General features: G+C 40.3%; 21 protein-coding genes. 6 read left to right on the top strand and 15 right to left on the bottom strand.

Translation table 11 applies throughout. The features are described 5' to 3' along the window. A partial coding sequence (locus V7L95_RS15325) for an SMI1/KNR4 family protein (protein WP_340967099.1) occupies nt 1–587 on the bottom strand: 587 nt, incomplete at its 3' end. A gap of 191 nt (nt 588–778) precedes the next feature. On the opposite strand from V7L95_RS15325, the gene V7L95_RS15320 reads away from it, so the two are divergent. Then, the gene (locus V7L95_RS15320) at nt 779–1198 is read left to right on the top strand and encodes a stress protein (protein WP_340967097.1); all 420 of its coding nucleotides are present in this window, start codon (nt 779–781) and stop codon (nt 1196–1198) included. Between the two features lie 34 nt (nt 1199–1232). Then, a complete protein-coding gene (locus tag V7L95_RS15315; protein ID WP_025207372.1) occupies nt 1233–1493 on the top strand; it encodes a YesK family protein in 261 nt (86 codons plus the stop codon). 129 nt (nt 1494–1622) lie between these two features. On the opposite strand, the gene glnA is transcribed toward V7L95_RS15315, so the two are convergent. The 5 genes from glnA to spoVK all read right to left on the bottom strand — a co-directional run bounded on the left by glnA (nt 1623) and on the right by spoVK (nt 7161). Then, nucleotides 1623–2957 carry a type I glutamate--ammonia ligase gene (gene glnA / locus V7L95_RS15310; protein ID WP_007499421.1) on the bottom strand — a complete coding sequence of 445 codons (1335 nt, stop codon included), beginning with the start codon at nt 2955–2957 and terminating at the stop codon, nt 1623–1625. Between the two features lie 60 nt (nt 2958–3017). Then, nucleotides 3018–3428, bottom strand: coding sequence for a MerR family transcriptional regulator (locus V7L95_RS15305; RefSeq protein WP_017359029.1), 411 nt, complete (start codon nt 3426–3428; stop codon nt 3018–3020). A gap of 91 nt (nt 3429–3519) precedes the next feature. Beyond that, the gene (locus tag V7L95_RS15300) at nt 3520–4800 is read right to left on the bottom strand and encodes an aminotransferase class I/II-fold pyridoxal phosphate-dependent enzyme (protein ID WP_340967094.1); all 1281 of its coding nucleotides are present in this window, start codon (nt 4798–4800) and stop codon (nt 3520–3522) included. Between the two features lie 18 nt (nt 4801–4818). Next, a complete protein-coding gene (gene hflX, locus V7L95_RS15295) occupies nt 4819–6081 on the bottom strand; it encodes a GTPase HflX (protein WP_017367291.1) in 1263 nt (420 codons plus the stop codon). Nucleotides 6082–6201: 120 nt separating this feature from the next. Next, nucleotides 6202–7161 (bottom strand): stage V sporulation protein K, encoded by a 960-nt coding sequence (spoVK, locus tag V7L95_RS15290; RefSeq protein ID WP_008344008.1) that lies wholly within the window; start codon nt 7159–7161, stop codon nt 6202–6204. Between the two features lie 320 nt (nt 7162–7481). Here spoVK and V7L95_RS15285 point away from each other — a divergent pair, with 320 nt between their 5' ends. Then, the gene (locus V7L95_RS15285; protein WP_008344009.1) at nt 7482–8240 is read left to right on the top strand and encodes an N-acetylmuramoyl-L-alanine amidase; all 759 of its coding nucleotides are present in this window, start codon (nt 7482–7484) and stop codon (nt 8238–8240) included. Between the two features lie 55 nt (nt 8241–8295). On the opposite strand, the gene V7L95_RS15280 is transcribed toward V7L95_RS15285, so the two are convergent. From V7L95_RS15280 to V7L95_RS15240, 9 genes are all read right to left on the bottom strand, one after another. Beyond that, a complete protein-coding gene (locus tag V7L95_RS15280) occupies nt 8296–8913 on the bottom strand; it encodes a hypothetical protein (protein WP_048002221.1) in 618 nt (205 codons plus the stop codon). 84 nt (nt 8914–8997) lie between these two features. Beyond that, a complete protein-coding gene (gene nrdF / locus V7L95_RS15275; RefSeq protein ID WP_008344010.1) occupies nt 8998–9978 on the bottom strand; it encodes a class 1b ribonucleoside-diphosphate reductase subunit beta in 981 nt (326 codons plus the stop codon). A 17-nt stretch (nt 9979–9995) separates the two neighbouring features. Further along, nucleotides 9996–12098 (bottom strand): class 1b ribonucleoside-diphosphate reductase subunit alpha, encoded by a 2103-nt coding sequence (gene nrdE, locus V7L95_RS15270; RefSeq protein WP_017359033.1) that lies wholly within the window; start codon nt 12096–12098, stop codon nt 9996–9998. Further along, a complete protein-coding gene (gene nrdI, locus V7L95_RS15265; RefSeq protein ID WP_017359034.1) occupies nt 12058–12450 on the bottom strand; it encodes a class Ib ribonucleoside-diphosphate reductase assembly flavoprotein NrdI in 393 nt (130 codons plus the stop codon). The genes nrdE and nrdI overlap by 41 nt, the downstream gene beginning before the upstream one ends. A 265-nt stretch (nt 12451–12715) precedes the next feature. After that, nucleotides 12716–12928 (bottom strand): hypothetical protein, encoded by a 213-nt coding sequence (locus V7L95_RS15260; RefSeq protein WP_003212415.1) that lies wholly within the window; start codon nt 12926–12928, stop codon nt 12716–12718. 79 nt (nt 12929–13007) lie between these two features. Further along, entirely contained in the window at nt 13008–13340 is a 333-nt protein-coding gene (locus V7L95_RS15255) for a YmzC family protein (RefSeq protein WP_340967082.1), read from the bottom strand. 162 nt (nt 13341–13502) lie between these two features. After that, complete coding sequence (hfq, locus tag V7L95_RS15250) at nt 13503–13724, bottom strand: RNA chaperone Hfq (protein WP_003211269.1); 222 nt, start codon at nt 13722–13724, stop codon at nt 13503–13505. Nucleotides 13725–13749: 25 nt separating this feature from the next. Further along, complete coding sequence (gene miaA, locus V7L95_RS15245; protein ID WP_056704774.1) at nt 13750–14700, bottom strand: tRNA (adenosine(37)-N6)-dimethylallyltransferase MiaA; 951 nt, start codon at nt 14698–14700, stop codon at nt 13750–13752. Nucleotides 14701–14768: 68 nt separating this feature from the next. Further along, complete coding sequence (locus V7L95_RS15240) at nt 14769–15170, bottom strand: YmaF family protein (RefSeq protein ID WP_046526675.1); 402 nt, start codon at nt 15168–15170, stop codon at nt 14769–14771. 104 nt (nt 15171–15274) lie between these two features. Here V7L95_RS15240 and V7L95_RS15235 point away from each other — a divergent pair, with 104 nt between their 5' ends. From V7L95_RS15235 to V7L95_RS15225, 3 genes are all read left to right on the top strand, one after another. Continuing rightward, entirely contained in the window at nt 15275–15538 is a 264-nt protein-coding gene (locus V7L95_RS15235) for a hypothetical protein (RefSeq protein ID WP_017359036.1), read from the top strand. A 113-nt stretch (nt 15539–15651) separates the two neighbouring features. Continuing rightward, entirely contained in the window at nt 15652–16194 is a 543-nt protein-coding gene (locus V7L95_RS15230; RefSeq protein ID WP_008344015.1) for a TetR/AcrR family transcriptional regulator, read from the top strand. Nucleotides 16195–16196: 2 nt separating this feature from the next. Further along, nucleotides 16197–16514, top strand: a complete 318-nt coding sequence (locus V7L95_RS15225) for a multidrug efflux SMR transporter (RefSeq protein WP_017367286.1) — start codon at nt 16197–16199, stop codon at nt 16512–16514. Nucleotides 16515–16526: the final 12 nt, after the last annotated feature.

The following is a 16526-nucleotide window of genomic DNA, read 5'->3' as shown; positions in this document are numbered from 1 at the left end:
ATCGGGTAATATTGAATTTTATACAGATTACCTTCATCAAGCACGTCCAATTCAAATATAGCTTCGAGTTCTTCTTTACTTAAATGATCTTCAGAAAGTTCATATTCAGCCGCTGCTGCTTCCTCATCAACAGTATACTCAGCTGTATAAAGCCCCTCAATGAATTCATCAAAGGAATCAGCTAACTTAAAGTCTTCTTCCATCTCAACATCAAAATAATGAATGGCAGGATTCTCTTTCGTTTTTCGATAATCCATCGCTACCCAAGTGTGACCATCCCCGTTAATTAAGACAAGCCCTTCTGGCAGCTCCCACTCTTTTATCAAATAGGCACTATCCATAATTCCTTCATCTTCAGCAATTCCCAGCAGGTGATTAAATTGAATATGATCCTCGGCCCATGAATTAGAGTGAGTGGTTGGAAAAGCATTATGAATGGTATAACCACCATTCTGTTCTAATATGAGCTTTTTATATGTATCTGGCAAAGTGATACCAAGTTTCTTTTCAGCCTTAGCTATTTCTGCTTCGTTGACCTTTTTTAACGTATAGTAACCTTCCTCGTCTATTTCCCAAAATGATTTCAAGATGAATGCCTCCTAGTAAAATATGCACATAAGTATACCATCTTGCTGAGTATATTTAACAATTTAGGCAAAATAAAAGAAGAATATTAGTTACTTAGTCATTCACGTTGTCTATTTTTGTCGAAACGATAGTAAAAAGAAGGTACTTCATGTAAAATTTCCTTTGCACCTAAAAATCAGGAGGATCCAATATGAAGAAATTATCTATATTCATTTTTATTTGTTTAATGATGCTAACAGCCTGCAGTAGCGCAGCATCAAATGAAAAACAGCTCACGACAGCCAATATTATTGAAGCTTTTAAAAGTGCTGGGCTTGAAGCAGAAAAACCATCTGATCTTAAACAAAAAGAGTTTGGAAATATAAGAGAAGAAGGAAAAAGAATTCTTATTCCTTCCTTAGGTGAAAATGCTGGTGGAAGGATTTTTAAATTTGGAAATGAAACTGATTTACAGCAGGCGAAATCCTATTATGATGAGTTAGGCAATGCTGGATCTATGTTCTTCTCTCACACCCATTCAAAAGGGAATTTTCTATTACAAATGAACGGAGAAATGAAAGATTCTGAATTTGAAAAGTATAAGAAAGTAATGGATGAGGAAATAAGATAATTTCATATATTTTTAAAAGAAGGAAGGTCAACAAATGTCATCATTTTGGCTGCTAACAGTTATTCTTACGATTGTTATACTGGGTGTTTCTTTGATCTTTAAAAGAAAGAATGCACCTTTACAGTATGGAATTCCATCAATTCTCATCTTCATCAGTATTATCTTATTATTAATCAGTTTTTTCGTAGGAAAGTGGGAAGGTTTAGGACTGGGTGCAATCAGTATATCTTTACTGGTTGCATCTGTGATCACTTTAATTATTAATAGTACCTTGAGTTATTTTAGTCATAAATAACATAGAGCCACTTCTGCATAAGAAGTGGCTCTTTCGATTAATTAAAAGTGAAATATGCATGAAAATATCACAAGACCAACTAATTAAATAAAATCCCCCTGAAGCCAATGGCTCCAAGGGGTTTCTTTATTAATACTGAGACATATACTGATCGCGTTCCCATGGGTGTACTTGGGTGCGGAACATATCCCATTCGATTTCTTTTGATTCGATGAAGTGCTCGAATAAGTGATCGCCTAGTGCGTTGATCATGACTTCGTTTGACTTGAGCAGCTCAAGTGCTTCTGCAAGTGTTGCAGGTAAGTCAGCGATGCCGTTTTCAAGGCGCTCTTCTTTGTCCATGACATAGATGTTTCTGTCGATTGGCGCTGGTGCGTCTAGTTTGTTTTTGATTCCGTCTAGACCTGCTGCAAGTAATACACTTAGTGCAAGGTATGGGTTTGCAGATGGGTCTACACTGCGTACTTCTACACGTGTGCTAATGCCGCGTGATGCTGGAATACGAATCAATGGGCTGCGGTTTTGTGCACTCCATGCTACGTAGCAAGGTGCTTCATAGCCAGGAACAAGACGTTTGTAAGAGTTCACCGTCGGGTTTGTGACCGCTGTGAAGCTTGTTGCGTGCTTCACAATACCTGCGATAAAGTGTCTAGCTGTCTCGCTTAATTGTAAATCTGCTTTTTCATCAAAGAATGCGTTTTTGCCATTTTTGAATAATGATAGGTTACAGTGCATACCAGATCCGTTTACACCGAACAATGGTTTTGGCATGAATGTCGCATGAAGTCCGTGCTTTCTAGCGATTGTTTTCACAACAAGCTTGAACGTTTGAATGTCATCACAAGAACGGATGGCGCCTGCATATTTGAAATCAATTTCATGCTGACCAGGTGCTACTTCGTGGTGAGAAGCTTCAATTTCAAAGCCCATTTCTTCAAGCTCAAGCACGATGTCACGGCGGCAGTTTTCACCTAAATCTGTTGGTGCAAGGTCAAAGTATCCACCTTTATCGTTTAGTTCGAGCGTTGGCTCGCCTTTTTCGTCTAATTTAAATAAGAAGAATTCTGGCTCAGGTCCAAGGTTGAAATCACTAAATCCTAGTTCTTCCATTTCCTTTAAGATACGCTTTAAGTTGTTACGAGGGTCTCCATCAAATGGTGTTCCGTCTGGCTTATAAATGTCACAAATAAAGCGTGCCACTTTACCTTTTTCTGCTGTCCAAGGGAAAATAACAAACGTGTTTAGATCTGGATATAGGTACATATCTGATTCTTCGATACGTACAAACCCTTCAATAGATGAACCATCAAACATACATTTGTTATCGAGAGCTTTTTCTAACTGGCTCACAGGAATCTCAACATTTTTAATTGTTCCGAGAATGTCTGTAAATTGCAGACGGATGTACTTTACGTTTTCCTCATTTACTAATTTTACGATATCTTCTCTTGTGTACTTTGCCATTTCGTAAAACTCCTCCCCTACAAAAGGTAAAATGTGTATAGCAATGCTTTTGCTAATTGGTTAACGGAAGAACCTTGACATATCCCCCTGCCTAAAGGTCGTTCCTTGTTGGAAACGTCCAGCCTGAATGAGTTCCTTCTTCAGTAGCTTCCTGAGTTCATCATCTGTCAAGTTGTGCTTCGCTGTGGTTTTCTCCTCTGTCTTTATTTCAGACGATGGATTTTCAGCCTCAGCTTTGGCAAAAAGTTTTTTGATTCCTGCCATGTTTACACCTTGTTCGATGAGGTTTTTGATTTCTAGTAATTTATCAACATCATGGAAAGAAAATAATCGGCGATTCCCATCACTTCTAGCTGGAAATACTAAACCATTTTCCTCATAATAGCGAATTTGTCTTGCAGATAATTCTGTTAGCTGCATGACAATCCCAATTGGGAATAAAGGCATTGAGCGGCGAATGTTATCACTCATCTCAACTGTCTCCTCCTCTTTGCTTAAATTTATTATATGTCATGTTATATTATGTGTCAACGAAATGTTAGGAATATTAACATGGATTTTTTTATAGAGCAGGCACTTCAATAAAACCTTGCTCTAATAAGGCATCTACTGCACTGCAAATGGCATTTTTCACATGGGCGTACGTGAGACCGCCCTGAACATAGGCTGTGTAAGGCGGTCTAATCGGACCATCAGCTGATAATTCAATGCTGGCTCCTTGGACAAATGTGCCCGCTGCCATAATCACATCGTCCTCGTATCCCGGCATATAGCTTGCATGCGGTGTGACATGACTGTTAATCGGTGATGCATATTGAATCGCCTGACAAAATGCAATCATTTTTTTAGGGTCTCCAAATTCTACAGATTGAATCAAGTCGGTTCTTTTCGCATTCCACGACGGGTTTGTTTGGAACCCGAGTTTTTCAAGAAAACGCGCTGTAAACACGGCGCCTTTTAAACTTTGTGCAACAACATGCGGTGCTAAGAAAAATCCTTGATACATTTCCTGGAGCGCATACAGCGATGCACCCGCTTCACTGCCGATGCCTGGAGATGTCATTCGATAAGAGCAAGCTTCTACCCATTTTTCTTTACCGACAATGTAGCCGCCAGTTTTGGCAAGGCCGCCGCCTGGGTTTTTAATGAGAGAACCTGCCATAAGGTCTGCGCCCACATGACACGGCTCTTGTAATTCAGTAAATTCACCATAACAGTTGTCAACAAATACAATGATGTCCTCATTGATGTCTTTCACAAATGAAATCATTTGTTCAATTTCTTCTATTGTAAAGGATGGTCTTGACGCATAGCCTTTAGAACGCTGAATCCCGATGACTTTTGTTTTTTGGGAAATAGATTCTTTGACTTTATCGAAATCGACAGATCCATCTTGACGCAAATCAATGGCTTTGTAATCGATCTGAAAATCTTTTAATGAGCCTGTCCCTTCTTTGCCGCGAATCCCGACAATCTCTTCTAGGGTATCGTAAGGTTTCCCCGTCATGTAGATCAATTCATCACCAGGTCTCAGCACACCGAATAAGGCGATGGAAATGGCATGTGTTCCAGAAATGATCTGCGGGCGTACAAGACCGCTTTCCCCTCCAAATACATCCGCATAGATCTTTTCTAACGTGTCTCTTCCCATATCATCGTAGCCATAACCAGTTGTCGGGTTAAAATGAGAGTCGCTGACTTTATGTTTCCGGTAGCTTTCAAGAACCCGCCACTCATTTTGTTCGCTCTTTCGATCAATTTGCTGATGTATTTGTGAAATGTCTTGTTCTGCTTCTGCTGCTTTTTTTTCTAAAATGGTGCCATGTTTTAAAGTGTGAAACATCGTGATTTAATTCCTTTCCTACAACATATACTTCTTGATTTGTCCTAATATGGTTTGCTCCTCACCACTAAATCCAGTGATGTCATAAAGCTCTGCTTCCTTTTGGAATTCCAGTGATTCCACCAAGGTTTCTGACTTTAAGGCAGATATGAGTTTTCCTTCATATGCCGGAATTCTTACATGATATGGCTTTAAAAAATCTTTTTTCAGTTCAGCCATGATATCCGCTTTTAACCGCTTCACATCTTCCTCGCGCCTAGCACTGATTAAAATGTGGCGCTGCTTTGAGGAAGGGATAAAATCCGGCCGGATTTGGTCTTTTTTGTTATAGACAGTCAGCATCGGAATACGGTCAGCTTCTAATTCTTCTAAAAGCTTATGAACCGTTCGTTCATGCCCTTCATAATCCTCATTCGAAGAATCGATCACATGAAGCAAATAGTCTGCTTCTTTTACTTCTTCAAGAGTGGAACGAAATGCTGCAATCAGTGTGGTTGGAAGGTCTTGAATAAAACCAACTGTATCGGAAATCAGTACACTGTAGCCAGATTCAAGTGTCATTTTACGCGTCATTGGGTCAAGTGTGGCAAACAGCAAATCTTCTTCATGGCTATCCGCTTCTGTTAACTGGTTAAACAATGTTGATTTCCCGGCATTTGTGTACCCGACAATAGCGATTTGGAATACGCCATTTTTCTTCCGTCGTTCCCGGTATCTCGTGCGATGTTCTTTGACTGCAGATAGTTGTCCGTGAATTTCGTGTATGCGGTTTCGAATATGACGTCTGTCTGTTTCAAGTTTTGTTTCACCTGGACCTCTTGCGCCAATTCCGCCGCCTTGTCTTGAAAGGCTGATCCCTTGTCCACTCAGTCTCGGCAAGGCATACTGAAGCTGGGCAAGCTCTATTTGCAGCTTCCCCTCTCTTGTACGGGCTCTTTTGGCAAAGATGTCTAGAATCAATTGCGTACGGTCAATGATTTTCACATCTAAGGCAGTCGCTAAAGCTTTTAACTGGCTAGGCGAAAGCTCGTCGTTAAAAATAATAACGTCACAGTCTAACTCCTCGCAAAGCACTTCAAGCTCTTCCACTTTCCCTTTTCCGATGTAAGTCGCGCTGTCCTGTCTATTTCTTTTTTGCGTCATGATGCTGACAGCTTCACCGCCAGCTGTTTTGGTTAAGGAAGCTAATTCTTCCATAGAATATTGAAAGCGTTCATCCGTTATATGCGGCAGTTGACAGCCGACAAGGATCGCTTTTTCGATCATTTCATGTTCATTCAACGTCAGTTGTTTCCTTTCTGTACTTAAGTTTCAGTAGTACCATCATACCAAACACACCACACGTATACCACCATTCGGAAGGTTTAATTTCTTGTCTCTTTACAAAAAGGATACGCCATTTCAAGAAGGCGTATCCTCTTTCATTTGCAGATCATGGCTTTTAATCGTAAGTAAGTCTTTTTTATCATAATGATCCACAAGAAGCAGCCTCATCGCCTGAGTTCGAATCGCTTTTTCAATGGTGTTTCGCACAAAACGGCCGTTGCTGAATTTGGCAGGACTCGTTGTGCTCTTGATGTGCATTAAATAGTCTCGCAGTTTCCATTCTGCCTCTTGGGTAAAGACATATTCCCGATCGGCCATCATTCGTTTTGCAATATCCATCAGCTGATCGACCGTATAATCAGGGAAGTTGATATTAATCGGAAATCTCGATTGCAGACCAGGGTTTAGAGAAAGAAAATGATCCATTTCCTTGGAGTATCCAGCTAAGATGAGGATGAATTCATGCTGCTTATCCTCCATATGTTTTACAAGGGTATCAATGGCTTCTTTCCCGAAATCTTTCTCTCCTCCGCGGGCAAGAGAATAGGCTTCATCGATGAACAAAATGCCGCCTAGTGATTTTTTAATCAAATCTCTTGTTTTTTGAGCTGTATGTCCAATGTACTCTCCAACCAGATCTCCTCGTTCTGCTTCAATTAAGTGCCCCTTTGAAAGAACATTCATTTCAAAGAAAAGCTTCCCGACAAGCCGTGCAACCGTTGTTTTCCCTGTGCCGGGATTTCCTTTAAACATCATATGAAGCGCTTGTTTTCCTACCTTTAATCCTTGTTCTTGTCTTTTTTGATTCACAAAAATCCAAGCATAAATTTCTTTTATGTTTCGTTTCATTTCATCCATCCCGACAAGGCTGTTCATTTCTCGTTCTATTTCTCGTAAGATGCTGTGTTTGGCCTCATTTTTTTGCAAGGCCTCTAGGTATTCTGCCTCTGAATCTGCATCAACCAATACTTGCTTCTGTCCATTAAGTATAATGTTGATTTGGCCGTTATTTTTATATGTGACAGCTCGCTCCAACGTATTCACCTCTCGCTCTTCTCTCTTTAATCTATTCGGGTGGAGCTGTAATCGTGACAATCGCCCGCACTAGCATTGGTTTACTGTCAAAATGACCCGAGATACCGGTTATTGTAGGGGATTGTGCGGTTTCCCAGGAAATGATGTGCTATTTCCATTGTATTCATCCATTTCGGGCGGACAAACCAACAATTTGTTTTTTCTTAGAAAAATGGCGCTTTTTCATCACAAATTGTGCAGAAAAGAGTCTCGATGATTTCCGCATTTTGTACAGGCAATTTTTCTATTTCCTCATAAAATAAAGACGAGGTGATGAATAGATGGTGAAAATTTTTATTGATCCTGGCCACGGAGGAACAGATTCTGGAGCTGCTGCTAATGGACTTTTGGAGAAAAATATCACACTGCAAATTGCGCTTTTTCTGAGAGATATGTTGATTAGTGAATATGATGGGGTTTCCGTCCGCTTAAGTCGTTCAATTGACCAATCCGTCACGTTATCCCAGCGTACGAATGCGGCAAACAGCTGGGGAGCTGACTATTTCGTGTCTATTCATATTAATGCTGGCGGAGGCACAGGTTTTGAAAGTTATGTGTACCCTGGCGTTTCAGCACCAACCACCACGTATCGCAATGCCCTTCATGATGAGATTGTCCGCTCCGTTGATTTTGCCGACCGCGGCAAGAAAACGGCGAACTTCCACGTTCTGCGGGAAACTTCTATGTCTGCCATTTTAACTGAAAACGGTTTCATCGATACGGTAGCTGATGCAAATAAGCTCCGTAACGCTACTTTCCTTCAAGGGATCGCTCGTGCTCATGCCACTGGATTAGAAAAAGCCCTTCAATTGAAAAAAAAAGCAAGTAACCTATATAAAGTGCAAGCAGGGGCTTTCAAGGTCAAAGCCAATGCGGATGAACTAGCAGCTACACTCAGATCCAAAGGATTTGAAGCGCTGGTCGTACTGGATAGCGGCATGTACCGAGTCCAAGCTGGCGCTTTCCGTTCAAAGCAAAATGCAGATGACCTCGTCGCTCGATTAAAGCAGGCCGGTCACGACGCATTCGTTTTTCAATAATCTAAAAAACAAACCGGCTCAAGTCATCTTTAGAGCCGGTTTGTTGTCTATCCAATTATGCTAAAATGTTCACGACAAATTGAGACCATGTTTCAAGACGATCGAAGTACTCAGGCTTTTTCAAATCTGTTACTTTCATCCATTCGCCTGAGATTTGATCTGTTTCTTTTACTTCTACATGAGCACCCGGTGATAATTCAAGGGCTGATAACAGTCCGATGTGCACACGGCCGACACTGTTGTCATCATCATTAATAAGTCCAAGGGTTTTCATCTCAAGTTTGTCTTCTTCTTGAATCGAAAGTTCCTCGTCCAGTTCACGATCGGTATTTTCTTTTAGAATCTCAGCAAATTTTTTCCCTTCAATGAAATTCATATGACCGCCAAAGCCAAGAGATAACTTATGATGTAAGCGAGTCTCTCCCCCGCCTTGAAGTCTTTCATATACATATACTTCGTCCTCACGCTTAATCACGACATAAGGTATCGGCTGTTTGAAGTCAGGATTTTCTTCTGCATCGCCTCTTCGCATCTGCTCGAAGTGCTCTTCGATTTCTTTCATTATGGTGCTGATTGTTTTCTCTTCACTATTCACACCATTAAACGCAAGTGTTTCGTTTTGGAACACGCGTGCGCGCGGTGCAACTAAAATCATTTCGTCCATTTTTCCCATGTTCGGTAACCTCCAGTATGTAACACATTGTTAGAAATGGCAAAAAGCCAAAACGAGTGATGCGTTTTGACTTTTGCGTTTTAATTATGATTCATCTCCAAAGAAGAAGTCGTCATCTTTTAACGGCTCAACTGTTGCCTTTTTGTAGCCGTTCCCTTTCATTGAGAAGAAGTCATGTGACTTTGTTTTTGTATTGAGTCCGTTCAATACAATTGGGTTGATCTCTTCTTCTTCAAAGTAAGGGGCAAATCCAAGGTTCATTAACGCTTTATTGGCATTGTAACGAATGAACTTTTTCACATCATGCGATAAATTGACTTGGTCATAAATATCCTCAGTGTAATGAAGTTCATTTTCATAAAGCTCATTAAGCAGATCGATAGAGAAATCATAAAGCTCTTTTTGCACGTCAGGTGTTTGTTTGTTGTATATTTCTTGTGCTAACAATCCAACATACACACCGTGAATCGCTTCATCGCGCAAAATCAAGTTAATGATTTCACCACTTTGCATGAGCTTTCCTTGACCGTAGAAATATAGCGGGTAGTAAAAGCCGCTATAGAATAGGAAGCTTTCTAAATACACTGAAGCAACCATTGCTTTAAATAAGGAAATCGGGTCATCCTTTTGAATGGAACGGTACAGACCTACAATCATATCTGCTTTCTTTTGCAAGAATTTATTTTTCTTGACCCATTCAAATACTTCACTAATCGTTTCAGTCGGTGCAAGTGTCATGAAGATATTTGAGTATGATTTTGCATGCACGGCATTTTCCATCATGGCCATAAAGTTTAACACGGCTTTACGTTGATGACCGTCCACATGTTCAGCCACTATCGGCATTCCTGTATTTCCTTGTTCTGTATCAAGTAACGTCAGTCCAGCCAGTACCTTCATGTACGTATCTCGCTCTTCTTCACCTAAATATTTCCATGTTAAAAGGTCCCCGTTTAAGGAAATCTCTTCTGGAAGCCAGAATTGCTTGACGTTTTGGTTGTAAAACATTTGTGTAAAATCGTCTTCGTGTTTTGACCAGTTGGCTGCATCATAAATTTTTGTCACGTTAAACTCTCCTTTAATCAAACAACACAAGAAAGACAGCCTTCCTGCCCTGTATCCTTCGTTCTTGCATAATAAAGTGTCTTAATGCCTTTATGGTGTGCATAAAGATCGATGCGGTTTAAGTCACGCGTTGTCATCGTATCTTTTAGGAATAATGTAAAGCTGATTCCTTGATCGACGTGCTGCTGAATGGTTGCGATCATATCGACCACTTTAAACATGTCCATATCGTATGCTTCTTTATAGAAGAACCAGTTTTGTGCTGAAAGTCCTGGCATTGGATAATACGTTTTGCTGTTTCCGTATGTTCTTTCTTCAATACGTTCCATAATTGGCATCACAGACGCTGTTGCCGATTGAACATACGAAATAGAACCTGTTGGTGCAATACATAATCGATAGCTATGGTACATGCCATTTTCCGCTACAAAGTCTTTGAGTGCTGCCCAATCTTCTTTTGTTGGAATGTGCATGCCTTCAAATAGCGCAGCTGCTTTTTCTGTTTTTGGAGTGAAATCATTTTCTACGTATTTATTGAAGTACTCACCTGTTGCATAACCAGAGCCCTCATAACGGTGGAATGTTTCCCCTTTTTCTTTTGCAAGCTCACTTGAACGCTTAATGGAGTAATAGTTCACCATCATAAAGAACGTATTAGCAAAATCTCTTGCTTCTTCACTTTCATAAGCGATTTGGTTTTGAGCTAAATACCCATGAAGGTTCATCGCACCAAGTCCAATTGACTTCATCGCTTTGTTCGCTTTTCTAACAGCTGGTGCATTGCGGATATCTGTTGTTTCAGACACAAGTGTGAGTGAGTCCGTTGCAAGCTTGACTGTTTTTTCAATGGATTTGTTTTTCATCACGTTCATGATATTTAAAGAACCAAGGTTACAAGAAATATCAAGTCCGATCTCATCATCTTGATCATAGTCCGTGTAAGAAGAGACTTCTGAAGCTTGAAGTACTTCTGAACAAAGGTTTGAGAATTTCACACGTGAAATATGGTTCAGTGCGTGCTCTCTATTCACATTATCTTGGAACATGATATATGGATAGCCTGATTCTGAGCGCAGAACAGCTAATTTTTCAAGAAGTTTTCTCGGATTGACTTTTTCTTTTTTGACTTTCGGGTTTTCTACAAGCTCGTCATACATTTCTTCCATATCCATCTCATCAAGATGCTGTCCATAAGCTTTATAAACTGTATGAGGATAGAATGTGTAAGCTGTTTTATCTTCTCTAGCAAGCTCGATAAATTTATCTGGGATGACGACACCGATCGATAGTGTTTTCACACGAACATCTTCATCCGCAGAGATTTTTTTCGTATCTAAGAAATCATTAATATCTCTGTGGAAAATATTCAAGTACGCACTGCCTGAACCTTGTCTTTGTCCCATTTGATCTGCATATCGGAATGCATTATCAAGAAGTTTCATGACGCCTACGACACCTTTGGTCGCATTTTCTACATCTTTGATCGCTTCACCTTTCGCACGAAGCTTTGAAAGGTTCAAGCTGACGCCGCCGCCTAATTTAGACAGCTGCATGGAAATATCAATGGCTCTTGAAATATCGTTTAATGAGTCATTCACTTCAAGCAAGAAGCAGCTCACCAGCTCACCACGTCTTTTACGGCCTGCGTTTAAGAATGTTGGTGTACTTGGCTGATACTCTTGGTTGATCATCAGTTCCACAAACTCAAGTGCTTTCTTTTTGTCTCCGCCCGCAAAGAAAAGAGCCACAACTGAAATGCGGTCTTCATAGCGTTCAAGGATTTTCTTTTTGTCATTTGTTTTCAGTGCATAGTCATTGTAAAACTTAAACGCACTCATAAATGATGGGAATCTAAATTTCTTGGCATATGCAGCTTCAAATACTTCTTTAATATCTGACATGCTGTATTGTCTTAAAAATTCTTCCTCATAGTAGTCGTTTTCTATTAAGTAATCAATCTTCTCTTCTAGATTATGAAAGAAGACCGTGTTTTGATTAATATAATCTACGAAATAACTATGTACAGCTTCTTTGTCCTTGTCGAACTGAAACTTTCCTTCTTTTTGAATCATAATCTCGTTATTTAATTGTATCCACTTTGGAACCTGATTTTGTGACAATTCTTTCTACCTCCTGTGTAAACAATTCAACATCCCTTTTTGTTCCGCTTAGTTCAAAGGTGTGCAAAATAGGAACTTGATATTGTTTAGAAATCGTATCGGCGCTTTTGGCAAAGTTATCTCCCCACACTTTGTTCCCACTCACCGCTACACCTAGTAAAAGGTGCGCATTTTTCTCTAAAAATGACTGAGTGGTACCAGGGACTTGTCCAAATCCTGTCGTAAAGGTGACGAGAATAAACGGCGTATCCAAAAACTCTTCTCCAGTCAATTTTCGTTTGTCTGTAAAAGGGGTCTTGTCCAAAAAGCGTTGAACATTTCCTGTTTTTGAATCAAATACGATTTGAATCAATTCCATCACGACCTAGTTTTTAGTATTGTTGATCATTCCGCTATTCACTATATATAGTATACTATGTTTTTTCAAAACACAACATATAGATGCTCGAAACGAAAAAAATCAACCAACCCGGCCGAACATTCATAGCCGAACTCGTACGTTCAAATAAATAGAGCAGAGCAGGTTCTAAAAATAGACTGCCCTACTCCCTATTCAACTGAAACCGAAATCTATCATAACACGAAAAAAAATCGCTTAGTAGACTAGACTTTTTGTTTTATTTTTTGTAGGCATCGCACTGTAAATCTTCTGACACTTCTGTTATTTCCACTTCAACACCTAATTCTTTGAGCACCGCTTCAAGCGCAGAGACGATCGAGGCTTCTCTTACTAACTCTTTCCCGTTTACAGAAACGCTTGTTCCATATTCGAAACAGGAGTCATCTTCACAAGTTTGTTCCCAATGATTAATTTTAATTTTGTGTGTCATGAACTCATCCTTTTCTGTCTAGATGTCTGATGCATGTTTATAGTGTAGCGACTTCACATTCATTTGTAAATTTACGTGCTTACTCTTCATCAAAGTCTTCACTATTACCATCATCTTCATCCCATTCATCTATGTACTTTGTCGTAATGAGCGTCAGCTCTCCTTCTTTTTCATCAAACCGGTATACATGTACTTCATCATCTTTCACAACAGCAATGTGATTATTTTTTAGCGCAACAGATGATGGTAAAAGACCATCAACATGGCTCCCATCATGCTCACCAGAATGGTTATGCCAACTTTCTTGTCTCGTTTCGATGTTCGAGATGGCGCATGATCCAAATAAGACAACGATTCCAATCAAAAGAAGGATCACTCTAATCCTTCTTAATTCAAGCTCTGCATTTTCCATATAAATCCCCTCACCCTTTTAAATGTCCAATAAGGATTTATACGCAACTTGGACAGAAAAGTTTCATGGCATGCAAAATAGCCCCTCTGCACTGACAAAAAACGTAGCGGGTTTCGGCCGGTTTATTCGCAGCTGCATGGGGCTATTGGTGAAAACGGGTGTTTATTCTAATTCAAGATTTACATTTTTTTGAGGTGCAAATGTTGAAATCGCATGTTTATAAATAAGCTGCTGCTTCCCTTCTGTCTCAAGCAGCACCGTGAAATTGTCAAATCCCTTTACTTGACCGCGAAGCTGAAAGCCATTCAGTAAAAATACTGTGACAAATGTATTGTCTTTGCGGATCTGATTCAAAAATTGGTCCTGAATATTAATCGGTTTCATGTTTCGTCCTCCTTGATTCTGATAACTACAGTTTCGCTTTAAGTCCAAGCTTTCCTGCTATATATGCGAAAATTTCCTCTTTTTTGTCCGAAAAGTGGCAAGGTGGTGTCATATCAAACCAGGTGACATCCATTTTATTACGGAACCACGTAAACTGACGCTTCGCATATCTGCGGGAATTTTGTTTTAATTGCTGGATGGCTTCATCAAGTGAGCAATCGCCTTGAAAATAGGCATACAACTCTTTATAACCAATCGCTTGAACAGACTGACAATCTTTCAAACCAGATTGATAAAGTGCGCTCACTTCTTCAATTAAGCCTTCATCTAACATCATATCAATTCTTTGATGAATGCGCTCGTACAAAAGCTCTCGGTCCATTTTCAGCCCAATGAAGGCAGTGTCATAAAGAGGAACTTCTTGATGCCCGTTTTGCATATCAGACATTTTCTGACCTGTTGTATGGATGATTTCAAGCGCTCTGATCACGCGGCGGACGTTATTCGGATGAATCGCTTTTGCAGCGTCAGGATCGGCTTCTTTTAGCTTTTCATACAGCTTGATCGGTCCATGCTGCTGCTTAAACAGCGTCATCTCTTCTCTAAAAGCAGGATCACTTTTCTCATCAGTAAACGTGTAATCATATAAAACAGACTGAATATATAGCCCAGTTCCACCAACAATCATGGGCGTTTTCCCTCTCGCAGCAATCTCTTTGATTTTTAAGCGGACAAGCTGCTGAAATTCAGCTGTAGAAAACGATTCATCCGGTTGTTTAATATCGATTAAATGGTGCGGTACGCCATTCATTTCTTCAGGGGTGATTTTCGCTGTGCCAATATTCATCCCTTTATAGATCTGCATGGAATCCCCGCTGATAATTTCTCCATTAAATGCTTTCGCTATATCAATGCTCAGCTTTGTTTTTCCGACAGCCGTCGGACCTACTAATACAATCACTGGTTGTTTTTTCATAACATCACTCTCTTTTACAAACTGCCTACAGTATAGCATAACTTCTCTTTCTCTCCTATATCCTCCCGTCACCAGCCAAGCGGTTCATTCCCGACCACTTCATATGTCTTTCCTTTTAAACGGTGCTTATGCGTTGGCCTTTCTTCATCTGGACTGTAAACGACTCCCCCGTATGGAATCGGGACAGAGTCGGTATAGGCAGAAAACGTGACTTCCTCAATTTCATGGTAGTGCGTCCCGTCCACTCTTGGGATAGCAGGTCCAGTGACGCCATAATATCTATGGAAATGCCCTCTTTCAAATGATGTGATCCCCCGGTAATAATGAGTATGACTGTCGGTACTGCTTCCATTCACAGGCTGAGAAATACCTTCTATTAAATGATAATGTTCTTCGGTTACATCCGTTCTCGCTTTATAAGCATGTGCATGAGGTGGACATTTAGCCCAATCAGACGGATACAGGCCCATTTTTTACATTCCTCCTTATTTTAGGCATTCACCCAAACACAAGTGGGCCACTCGAATACACTGATGTCAGTTACAGTGATTTTATGTGAAAGGAGTCTTTTTTTATGAATTATTTTGACGCACCGTTTGTTCAAGATGAGATGAGAAGACCTTTTGGATTTGGACGCCCTGGATTTGGTTTTGGAAGACCTGGGTTTGGGTTTGGGCGCCCTGGTTTTGGCTATGGGAGACCTGGATTTTTTGGACCGCCATTTTTAGGTGGTTTTGCTGGAGGGCTTTTAGCTGGGTCGCTTCTTGCTCCAGGATATGGCTATGGTTATCCTTATCCACCGCCATACCCGCCATATGGACCATACCCTTATTATTAAATATGACGATTTAGTGAAAACATCCTCTTGTAAAATGAATCGATTGACACATTTGTTTTTCATAGGTTAACATTTACTTTACCGACCGTTCAGTAAAGTAGGTGTTTTTTTTTATGTCTAAAACGAAAAAAGAACAAATTTTTGAGGCAGCAGCTCACACCATTCTAAAAGAAGGATTGAGTCAGCTCACCCTTCAGCAGGTGGCAGAACATGCAAATATGACCAAAGCCGGGCTACTGTATCATTTTTCGAGCAAGGAAGACCTGATCCAGCAAATGAATGAGCATGCGGTTGCCTCTTTTCGTCAGCAGCTTGACACGTATCAGGAAACATACAAAAACGAAAAGGCACCTTATGTACGTGCCTATATATTGGCCACATTAAATGACCTTGATAGACAAAACACCACACAGCTATGTACAAGTATGCTGGCAACCATGTCATTTGATGAAGCGTTATTAAATCCTTGGCGTCATTTTTATGCGGAATTTAAAGAAAAAGCAGCCGAGGAAATCAATGACCCTGCACTTAGCCAATTGATCCGTCTTGCCTGTGATGGTATATGGTTTTCAGAAATGTTTCAGCTTGAACCATTGAATCGAGAGGAAAAAACCCTTTTACTTCATCGGATTTTACACATTTTAGAGGAGGGATGATGATGATCCTCGGATATCTTTTTTTGGCTATCGCCATTTTTTCAGAAGCGATTGGGGCAGCGATGCTGAAACTATCAAATGGTTTCACACGCTTTAAACCTAGCGCTGTCGTTGTCGCTGGCTATACACTTGCTTTCTACATGCTGTCATTGACCCTTAATATCATTCCACTTAGCATGTCTTACGCCACTTGGTCTGGGGTAGGTACCGTCCTCACGGCTTTTTTTGGCGTGCTCTTTTTCAAAGAAACTTTGAACCGTCAAGCACTTATTGGAATGGCAATGCTTGTTTCAGGGGTCGTACTATTAAATATGTCTTAAAGGATGTGAAGT

This window comes from Bacillus sp. PPSBB_11, assembly GCF_038023285.1.
GTDB classification, from domain to species: Bacteria; Bacillota; Bacilli; order Bacillales; family Bacillaceae; genus Bacillus; species Bacillus altitudinis.
This window is presented reverse-complemented; position numbering and strand designations above follow the sequence as displayed.